General features: G+C 69.9%; 7 protein-coding genes. 4 read left to right on the top strand and 3 right to left on the bottom strand.

Annotated features, from left to right (window positions below; translation table 11 throughout):
• Positions 1-23: 23 nt before the first annotated feature.
• The 4 genes from Q0066_RS14135 (at position 24) to Q0066_RS14150 (ending at position 6262) form a co-directional block, all read left to right on the top strand.
• Positions 24-473: an ester cyclase gene (locus tag Q0066_RS14135; protein ID WP_298133976.1), complete on the top strand. Its 450-nt coding sequence runs from the start codon at positions 24-26 to the stop codon at positions 471-473.
• Between the two features lie 77 nt (positions 474-550).
• Positions 551-874, top strand: a complete 324-nt coding sequence (locus Q0066_RS14140) for a rhodanese-like domain-containing protein (RefSeq protein ID WP_298133978.1) — start codon at positions 551-553, stop codon at positions 872-874.
• 22 nt (positions 875-896) lie between these two features.
• A complete protein-coding gene (locus tag Q0066_RS14145) occupies positions 897-2942 on the top strand; it encodes a M3 family metallopeptidase (protein WP_298133980.1) in 2046 nt (681 codons plus the stop codon).
• Between the two features lie 155 nt (positions 2943-3097).
• Positions 3098-6262 (top strand): tyrosinase family protein, encoded by a 3165-nt coding sequence (locus Q0066_RS14150; RefSeq protein WP_298133982.1) that lies wholly within the window; start codon positions 3098-3100, stop codon positions 6260-6262.
• Between the two features lie 100 nt (positions 6263-6362).
• Here Q0066_RS14150 and thrC read toward each other — a convergent pair whose 3' ends face one another.
• The 3 genes from thrC to Q0066_RS14165 all read right to left on the bottom strand — a co-directional run bounded on the left by thrC (position 6363) and on the right by Q0066_RS14165 (position 9790).
• Positions 6363-7805, bottom strand: a complete 1443-nt coding sequence (thrC, locus tag Q0066_RS14155; protein WP_298133984.1) for a threonine synthase — start codon at positions 7803-7805, stop codon at positions 6363-6365.
• Positions 7806-7904: 99 nt separating this feature from the next.
• Complete coding sequence (locus tag Q0066_RS14160) at positions 7905-8564, bottom strand: response regulator transcription factor (RefSeq protein ID WP_298133986.1); 660 nt, start codon at positions 8562-8564, stop codon at positions 7905-7907.
• On the bottom strand, positions 8561-9790 hold the full coding sequence (locus Q0066_RS14165) for a sensor histidine kinase (RefSeq protein ID WP_298133988.1): 1230 nt from the start codon (positions 9788-9790) through the stop codon (positions 8561-8563). The genes Q0066_RS14160 and Q0066_RS14165 overlap by 4 nt, the downstream gene beginning before the upstream one ends.
• Between the last annotated feature and the right edge of the window lie 229 nt (positions 9791-10019).

Consider the following 10019-nt stretch of genomic DNA (forward strand, 5'->3'; position numbering starts at 1 on the left):
ACACTGTATCGAGGGGGAACAGGATGACCAGCACCACCATCGGGGCGAGTCGGATCAACGCGGCGCTGCCCGCCGCGCGCGCCGTGTTCGAGGCGATCAACTCGGGGGACCTGAACTGCCTGGACGAGGCGGTCACCGCCGACTTCGTCGATCACGGCTCACCGTTCCCGCTGCCGCCCGGGCCCGAGGGGTATCGGGAGATCCTGACCTATGTGACCCGGGTGCTCGCCCTGCGCTACGAGCTGATGGACGAGTTCGTCACCGAGGACCGGATCGTCATCCGGGCGCTCGGTCACGGTGTGGCGGTGGCGCCGGTGCACGGCGAGCAGTTCGCCGGACGTCCGTACACGATGCCGACGATCCACATCTATCGCACCGAGGGCGACCGGCTGGCCGAGCATTGGGGCGTCCGGGACGAACTCGGTGTGCTGCAGCAGATCGGTGCGCTGCCGAAGCCGACGCCGCCGGTCTGAACCCGCTGGTCGGGCTTGTCGGAACGGGGGGCATCGACAAGCCCGACCGGCGACACCGGCGTGCTTGGATGGGAGCTGTGGAGAACACCGAGATCACTGTCAACGAACTGCCCGACGACGCCGTCGTCCTCGACGTCCGTGAGCCGGGGGAGTGGGCTGCCGGACGGGCCCGCAACGCGGTGCACATTCCGCTCGGCGAGGTGGTGGCCCGGCTGTCGGAGCTGCCCGTCGTCGAGGGTCCGCTGCCGGTGATCTGCCGTTCCGGCGCCCGTTCGGCGCAGGTGGTCGCCTACCTGCTGGCCAACGGCATCGACGCGGTGAACGTGGACGGCGGCACGCTGGCCTGGGCGCGGGCCGGCAAACCGATGACGGCCGATCGGGGCGAGCCGTACGTTGTCTGAGCCGGCTGCAAGGATGGGCGGCATGAGCCTCGATCCAGCCAACCCGTTCGCCCGGCCGTCCACGCTGCCCTATCAGCTGACGCCGTGGCGCGACGTCCGTGCCGAGCACTACCTGCCGGCGGTCGAGGCCGGCATCGCCGAGCGGCTGGACGAGTTGCGGGCGATCGCCGAGGTCGCCGATCCGCCGACGGTGACGAACGTGATCGACGCCTGGGAACGGTCGGGGCAACTGCTGGGCCGGGCGCTGGGTGCGTTCTGGACCGTTCAGCCGGCCGACACCACCGACGAACTGGACGCCATCGACGCCACCATCTCGCCGATGATGGCCCGGCTCGGCGACGCCATCTACCAGGACCGCGCGCTGTACGAACGGGTGGTGGCACTGAACGAACGGGTCGAGGCCGACGAGGTGGTCGCCGACGCCGCGGCCCGGTACTGGCTGGAAACTCACCTGCGCGACTTCGTCCGGGCCGGGGTCGGCCTGCCGGAGGCCGAGCAGGCCCGGCTGCGGGAACTGAACGAACGGCTGGCCGAGCTGACTTCGGCGTTCGGCCGGACGTCGCTGGCCGGCTCCAACGCCGCCGCCGTTCATGTCGTCGATGAGGTCGAGCTGACCGGGGTGTCCGCCGCGACCCTGGCTGGCGCCCGGGCAGCGGCGCAGGCCCGCGGGCTGGACGGCTGGTTGCTGGAACTCGACTCGTGCACACCGCAGGGCATCCTGCCCGAGATCGCCGACGCCGGCCTGCGGCGCCGGATCCACCAGGCATCGGTCGGACGCGGCTGGTCCGGCGAGCACGACACCCGCGCCCTGGTGGTCGAGATCGCCCGGCTGCGGGCCGAGCGGGCCGCGCTGCTCGGCTTCCCGCACCACGCCGAGTACGTGGCGGCGGACGCCTGCGCCACCACGTCCGAGGCGGTGCACGCGATGCTGCACCGGATGGTGCCGGCGGCCGTGGCCAACGCGCACGCCGAAGCCGCCGATCTGCAGGAACTGCAGCGCGAGGAAGTGCAGCCCTGGGACTGGGAGTACCTGGCCGAGAAGCTGAAGGCCCGCCGGTACAGCTTCGACTCGGCGCAACTGCGGCCCTATCTGGAACTGGAACGGGTGTTGCACGAGGGTGTCTTCGCGGCAGCCACCGCGCTGTACGGGATCACCTTCGTCGAGCGCGACGACCTGCCCGGCTACAACGACCAGGTGCGGGTCTTCGAGGTGTTCGATGCCGACGGCACCGGCCTCGGGCTGTTCGTCGCCGACCACTACACCCGCGCCGGCAAGCAGGGCGGCGCCTGGATGAACAACATCGTCGACCAGAACCACCTGCTCGGCCAGCAGCCGGTGGTGGTGAACAACCTCAACATCGTCAAGCCGCCGGCCGGTGAGCCCACCCTGCTGACCTGGGACGAGGTGCGCACCCTGTTCCACGAGTTCGGGCACGCGCTGCACGGGCTGCTCTCCGACGTCCGCTACCCGTCGCAATCGGGCACCAACACCCCGCGCGACTTCGTCGAGTTCCCGTCCCAGGTGAACGAGATGTGGGCGCTCGACGCCGGACTGCTGGGCCGCTACGCCGTCCATCACCAGACCGGCGAGCCGATCCCGACGGCATGGATCGAGGCGCTCACCCAGGCCGAGCTCTTCAACCAGGGCTGGGCCACCACCGAGATGCTCGGCGCCTCGCTGCTCGACCAGGCCTGGCATTCGACGCCGCTCGACGAGTTGCCGTCCGCGCCCGACGAGGTGGAGCAGTTCGAGGCGACAGCCCTGGCCGCGGCCGGGGTCGACTACCCGCTGGCGCCGACCCGCTACCGATCCACCTACTTCAAGCACATCTTCGAGGGCGGCTACGCGGCGGCCTATTACAGCTACCTGTGGTCCGAGGTGCTGGACGCCGACACCGGCGCCTGGTTCCTCGCCAACGGCGGGCTGACCAGCGAGAACGGCCGGCGTTACCGCGAACGGCTGCTGGCCCGGGGCGGTTCGATCGACGCTATGGACGCCTACCGCGACTTCCGCGGAGCCGACCCCGACATCACGCATCTGCTGAAACGGCGCGGCCTGATCGAGTGAATGGGCGGTGATTGGGCATCGTTGGTCGAGCTCGTCGAGGCCTCTCACTGAGCGAGACTCCGCGTTGATCAGCGCTTACGTACTTGTGCCACCTCCGAAACCGTGGTGGAACCGGCACTTCTCGGCGACAACCCGTCCCGAGAAGGAGCACTCCGATGCTGTGCCGCAAGAGCGTCGCCGAACTCACCGCCGCCGAGAAGGCGGAACTGGTCCAGGCCTTCCTCGACCTGAAGGATCCAGCCAAATCACCCAGCCGAATACCCGCGGCCGCGACGGCGGTCAGTGCCGCCGGCGGGACGCCGAACCGCTACGACGACTACGTCTGGCTGCACAACACGGTCGGCTTCGGTGCCCATCGCGGTCCCGCGTTCGGTCCGTGGCATCGCGAGTTCCTGCACCAGCTCGAATACGACCTGCAGGTGGTCAGCGGCAATCACCACCTGACCATTCCGTACTGGGACTGGATCACCGCCCGCAGCTCGGCCGACGCCGGCTGGCCCTTCACCAATGACCTGCTCGGCGGATTCGGCAATGCCGGACCCGGTCCGACGACGGGTTACGTCACGTCGGGGCCGTTCGCCGATCCGACCACGTGGCGAATGAACATCCGCCGCGGCGGCGACTCCGACCTGACCCTGAAGCGGTCCAACGGCATTCCGGCCGCGGGCGACCTGCCTAGCCGGGCGGAAGCGTTGCGCGCCTTCGGCATCGCGGTGCCGAACGGACAGACCTGGCCGGACGTCTACGACGGCGCGCCCTGGAACGACACTTCCGCGCCGACGAACGCCCAGGTGCTGGCGTCCTTCCGCAAATTCCTGGAACGCGTGCTGCACGACGGCGTCCACGTCTGGATCGGTGGCGGCTGGGAACTCAACCCGCAGGGCCAGCCCGGTGATGGCGGTCACATGACCTACCCGTCGGTGTCAGTGAACGACCCCGCCTTCTGGTTGCACCACTGCAACGTCGACCGGCTGTGGTCGATCTGGCAGCGCAAGCTCGGTGCGGCTTCGGAGTTCCAGCCGCAGGCCGGCGGCGCCGCGAATAGCGGTCACAACGGTGGCGACACGATGATCAACCTCGGCACGGCCGCCTGGTTCGCCGCGCCGGTGTTCTCGACACCGAACGCCAACGAGGACCATCATGCGGTCGGCTACTGGTTCCACAGCGACCTGCCCGAGGTCAGCCTGGACACCCCGTCGGTGTCGTTCGGCTCGGTACCCGAACTGCTCACCACCTTCCATCCGGTGCAGTTCACCGTGCGCACCTGCCGCCAGGTCCGCTTCGAACTGACCGGGGTGACCGGTGCCGGCTTCAGCGCCCCGGCCGGGCAGGGCATCGTCACCGTCGAGCATGACGACCATGCCGAGACGGTCACTGCGAGCGTCTTCGCGCAGTTCCAGGCCAACGGTCCGATCGGCGTCCCACAAGCGGGGACGGCCAGCGTGCGGGCCTTCATCGTGGACGACGACGGCTACGACGCCGCCAACCCGGGCGACGAGTACACCCTGGGCAGCTGGGTGGTCGATCTATCCGCCACCCCGGTCGCCCGGCCGCGCGCCGCGGTCTCGCTGGTGCTGGACCGCTCCGGCTCGATGTGGGCGAACGCGGGCACAGCCGGCTCGCGCTACGACCTGCTCAAGGAGTCGCTGGCGGTGATCCGCGACGTGATGCGGCCGATCGACGGCGTCGGGGTGGTCACCTTCGACGACCTGACCGCCGTCCTGGACGGGATCACCGAGATGGGGCCCGCGCCCACCACGCCCGGCTCCGGACGCGAAGTGCTCGACTCGGCGATCGCCTCACCCGAACTGGAACCGCGCGGCCTGACCGGCATCGGCCAGGGCATGATCGAAGGTGCCGCCGTACTGGACGCCGAACGCACCGACCCCGCGACGCCCTACGAGCAGTTCGCGCTGTGCGTACTCACCGACGGCAACCAGAACCAGTCGCCGGGGGTCACCGACGCGCCGGTGCTGGCCGCCATCGCGCCCTACGCCGACCAGGTGTACGCGATCGGCCTGGGCAGTCCGGGTGGGGTCAGCGACGCCGTGCTCACCTCGATCTCGCGGTACATGCTGATCACCGGCGACATGACCGCCGCCGAGCGCCGCTTCCGGCTGACCAAGTACTTCATCCAGATCCTGGCCGGGGTGACCGACACGGCGATCGTCGTCGACCCGCAGGGCGAGCTGGCGATCGGCAGCGAGCACACCGTGCCGTTCCTGCTCGGCGAACTCGATCACCAGGTCGACGTGATCGTGCTGTCGCCGCTGGCCCCGCTGCTCGAGGTGGTCCTGGTCGCTCCGGACGGCACCACCATCGACGGCTCGTCGGGCCTGGCCACCGTGGAGTACCAGGAGAACCTCGACGACGTGCTGTACCGGCTCACCCTGCCGGTGGATCCGCGGATCATGGCCGTCGGCGAGTGGAAGGCGATGATCGGGCTGCCTCGGGACGCGATCAAGAAGCTGCGCGGCCGCGAGGATCTGCAGGCCCGGCTGGCCCAGCTGCGGGCCAGCGGCACGGTGCCGTACAGCATGATCGTGCAGAGCTACTCCGACGTGCACCTGGACGCCGAGATCGCGCCCTCCCTGGCCATCGCCGGCGACAAGTTCGAACTGCGGGCCACGCTGACCATGTTCGGGCAGCCGTTCACCGGCCGGGCGCGGGTGCTGGCCCGGGTCACCGATCCCGGTGGCGTCGAGACCCTGGTGGCGCTGCGCGGCGCCGGGGACGGCAGCTTCGGCGGCGCGTTCGCCACCGCCAAGCCGGGCGTCTACTCGGTGCGGTTCACCGCGACCGGCGGTGACCGGCGCACCGTCCAGTTCCAACGCGAGGAGCTACGGACGGCCGTCGCCTACCGGGCCGAGATCCCGAAGTCGGACGGCCAACCCGAAGACGACAAGCGTCCGGATCGAGGCGACCCGGACAAGCAGAAGGAGCGCGCGGAACAGCGCCGGAAGGAGGCCGAGGAGATGGGCAAGCACGAGGACCGCGGTGGACCGGTGGTGCGGCGCGGACCGGTGGTGCCGTCCGCCGACGAGCCGGGGCTGCTGTCACGTCCGGAAGCCGAACCGATGGAGCCGCACGACCACGGGCAGGCGGAGGAACACGACGAGCACGGACATGAGCACCACGACCATGACTCGATGTTCTTCCAGCCGTGGCGGCTCGGTGCCGACGGCGAGGTGCACGAGGTGCCGCTCGACGAGATGACCCGGGACACCAGCAGTTTCGTGGACGGACGCGACCCCGGCATCGGAACCGGCGGCGTCCAGCCGGCCCCGCACGACCACGACGGCGGTGGCCACGAACACTGAGTCCCTCATGGCCGTCCCGTGATCCGGGTCCTCCGCCGACTCGTCATCCCGGCGTCCGCCGGGCTGACGGAGCGGGCCGGACGACGTGGTGGTCACTCCGTCACGTGTGGTCGTCGATGATCCGTTTGAGCAGGTCGGCGTCCGCGGGGATGTCGGTGACTTGGCGGGGGAGGTCCTCGATGCCGACGAAGGCGTCCGGACGCGCGGGCTCGTGGCCCAGTGCCTCGACGATGGTGGCCGAGAACTTCACCGGGAGGGCGGTCTCGGTGGCGATGATCGGCCCGGCGACCGAAGCGCGTAGGTCGTGGGCCACCTTCACCGCGTCCGCGGTGTGCGGGTCGATCACCACACCGTCCGCGGCGTCCACCGCGCGGATGGTGGCCACCCGGTCGGCGTGGGTTGAGGTGCCCGAGATGAAGCCGTAGCGCTGCCGGATGCCGGCGAACTCCGGTGTCCCGGACAGGTCGAAGAAGCCCTGCTCGGGCAGCTGCCGGGTGAACAGCTCGGCGACCCGCGCGCCGTCGCGGCCCAGCAGGTCGTAGACGAAACGTTCGAAGTTGCTGGCCTTGGAGATGTCCATCGACGGGCTGGACGTCTCCTCGGCGCCGGCCCGCACTCGGTAGACGCCGGTGCGGAAGAACTCGTCCAGCACGTTGTTCTCGTTGGTCGCCAGGATCAGCGCGTCGACCGGCAGCCCCATCTCGCGGGCCACATGGGCGGCGCAGATGTTGCCGAAGTTGCCGGTCGGGACGGCGAACGACACCCGAGTCACGGTCTCGCCGGCGGCGTCCAGGGCGGTCATCACCCGCAGGTAGGAGACGACGTAGTAGACCACCTGGGCCACCACCCGTCCCCAGTTGATCGAGTTGACCGCACCCAGGTTGTGCGCCGCCTTGAACGCGGCGTCACCCATCACGGTCTTGACCAGATCCTGGCAGTCGTCGAAGACGCCCTCGACGGCCAGGTTGACGATGTGCGGGTCGTCCAGGCTGAACATCTGCGCCTGCTGGAAGGGGCTCATCCGGCCCTGTGGCGACAGCATGAACACGGTGATGCCGCGTCGTCCGCGCATCGCGTATTCGGCGGCCGAACCGGTATCGCCCGAAGTCGCGCCCAGAATGGTCAGCGTCTGGTTGCGGCGTCCCAGTTCGTACTCGAACAGCTGGCCGAGCAGCTGCATGGCCATGTCCTTGAATGCTGCGGTCGGGCCCTCGGAGAGCTTCGCCAGCCAGATGCCGTCCGACAGCGGTGCCACCGGGACGACCGGGTCGCCGAACACCTCGACGGCGTAGGCGCGTTCGCAGATCGCCCGCAGGTCGGCGTCCGGAATGTCGTCGACGAACAACCGCAGCACCTCGAACGCCACCGCGGCGTAGCCCTCGGACGCCAGCAGCGAGCGCCACTGCGCCAGCGTCTCGGCGGTCAGCGTCGGGTAGTGCTCGGGCAGGTAGAGGCCGCCGTCCGGTGCGAGACCGTCGAGCAGGATGTCGCAGAACGGCAGCCCGGTAACGTCCGAACTCGATCGGGTGGAGACATAGCGCACCCGCCGAGCCTATCGGGCGCCCCAGCACCCACGGCTCGCCGAACTACTTAGCGCTCGCCGAGTTCAGCGAGCCCTGAATAGTTAGGGGAGCGCCGGGGGCTAGCGGCGGACCAGGCCGGACTCGTAGGCGAGCAGCACCAGACCGACCCGGTCGCGGCATTGCAGTTTGGAGAGCAGCCGGCCGATGTGGGTCTTCACGGTGCCCTCGGCCATGTACAGCCGACCGGCGATCTCGGCGTTGGTGGCGCCCGCGGCGATCTCGATCAGCACCTCGCGCTCCCGGTCGGTGAGCACGTCGAGCCGGCGGTCGGCGCCCGGTGAGGCGGGCAGCGTCGGCACCACCTGGTCCAGCAGCCGGCGGGTCGCGGACGGCGCCATCACCGCTTCGCCGGCGGCCACGTTGCGGATCGCGTTCAGCAGGTCAGTCGGTCGGGCGTCCTTGAGCAGGAAGCCGGACGCCCCCGCCTTCAGTGCCGCGAACACGTACTCGTCGACGTCGAAGGTGGTCAGCACCAGCACCTTCGTGCCCAGCCCCGCCCGGATGATCTGCCGGGTGGCCTCGACGCCGTCCATCACCGGCATCCGGATGTCCATCAGCACCACGTCGGCCGGGTGCGCGGTCAACGCCTGGACGGCCGCGGCACCGTCGGCGGCCTCACCGACCACCGCGAGGTCGTCCTCAGCCTCGATCAGCATGCGGAAACCGCTGCGGACCAGGGCCTGGTCGTCGGCCAGGAAGACCCGGATCATGGGGCTCATCGATGTACTCCTTGTCGGGGTTGGACGGGCAGCACGGCACGGACGACGAACCCGCCCAGGGCCAGCGGATGTGCTTCGAGCCGGCCGTCCATCGAGGTGACCCGCTCGGCCATGCCGCGCAGGCCGTGGCCGGGGGTGGTGTTGACCAGCTCAGGGCCGGGACCGTTGTCCACGATCTCGACCATGATCTCGGTCGCCCCGTAGGCCAGCGTGACCACCGCGGTCGCGGTCGGGCCGGCGTGCTTGAGGAAGTTGGTCAGCGCTTCCTGGACGACCCGGTAGATGGTCAGCTCCAGGGCGGGGGAGACCCGCGGCGGCTCGCCGTGCACGACCAGGGTGGCCCGGTCGGAAGCCCGGTGCACCAGATCGGGAATATCGGCCAGGGAGGGGGCGGGCTCCCAGTCGGCGCCGCGCCGCTCGGGCTCGGACCGCAGCACCCCGACGATCCGGCGCATCTCGCTGAGCGCTTCGCGCCCGGTGTCGGCGATGGTGTCCAGGGCGGTGATCGCGGCGTCCGGACGCTTGGCGGCGAGCGCCCGGCCGCCCTCGGCCTGGACGATCATCACCGACAGCGAGTGGGCCACGATGTCGTGCAACTCGCGGGCGATGGTGGCCCGGGCCCGCGACTCGGCCAGCCGGGCCTGCTGCTCGCGTTCGGCCAGCAGCAGTTGGTAGCGCTCCTCGGCGGCGGCGATCCGGTCGGCGTGGGCGACGGTCGACTCGCGCACCCGGCGTCCGATCGCATACGGGGTGACGATCAGGCCCAGGCAGACGAACGCCGCCAGCACGAACAGCACGATGCCGCGGGCGCTGATGCTGAGCCCTTCGGTGGCCGTTGCCCAGCGCAGCGGTCCGATCACCGACGCGAAGCCGCCGACCACCACCACCGACCGGGCCACCGGGCCATGCACCCAGCGGGCCACCGAGTAGGCGACGATCGGCAGCACCACCAGCGTCGCGGTGAAGGTGTTGACCACGATCACCTGGGCGATGCCGGCCACCGTGCAGCCGGCCAGCATCAACAGCGGTGAGTGGCGGCGCAGCACCAACGGCAGCACCATCATCGTGAGAGTGGCCAGCAGCAACGGACGCGGGATCGAGTTCCAGTAGGAGTAGGGCGCGTACGGCAGCACCGTGACCATCATCATGGCGAGCGTGAGCATGCCGTCGAGCACCCAGTCGTGCCTGGTGGCACCGGGTGGGAAGAGCAGCTCACGCGGATCCATCGCCCCAAGAGTAGGCGTCCGGGCACGTCGGCCGGCTTCACCGGTGCCCGTGGTACGCGGGGACGGTTCTTTTCGTTCCACTTCGATCGTGGGAGCGGCACGAAGGGACGGTTCTTTTCGTGCCACCGCTGCCGTCGGCGCGTCCTGGAACCGACCTCCCGGACTGGTGGTGGGCAGCTGTTGGATCAGGAATCTAGCCTTGTCCCCGTGCGTACCCGGAGCGATCGGC

The sequence above is a fragment of the Micropruina sp. genome (assembly GCF_027492755.1).
Lineage (GTDB): Bacteria > Actinomycetota > Actinomycetes > Propionibacteriales > Propionibacteriaceae > Micropruina.

Excerpts from the sequence above, each read along its gene's own strand:
- Q0066_RS14135 (WP_298133976.1), top strand. The coding sequence starts at position 24 with ATGACCAGCACCACCATCGGGGCGAGTCGGATCAACGCGGCGCTGCCC.
- Q0066_RS14145 (WP_298133980.1), top strand. The coding sequence starts at position 897 with ATGAGCCTCGATCCAGCCAACCCGTTCGCCCGGCCGTCCACGCTGCCC.
- Q0066_RS14150 (WP_298133982.1), top strand. The coding sequence starts at position 3,098 with ATGCTGTGCCGCAAGAGCGTCGCCGAACTCACCGCCGCCGAGAAGGCG.
- Q0066_RS14160 (WP_298133986.1), bottom strand. The coding sequence starts at position 8,564 with ATGAGCCCCATGATCCGGGTCTTCCTGGCCGACGACCAGGCCCTGGTC.
- Q0066_RS14165 (WP_298133988.1), bottom strand. The coding sequence starts at position 9,790 with ATGGATCCGCGTGAGCTGCTCTTCCCACCCGGTGCCACCAGGCACGAC.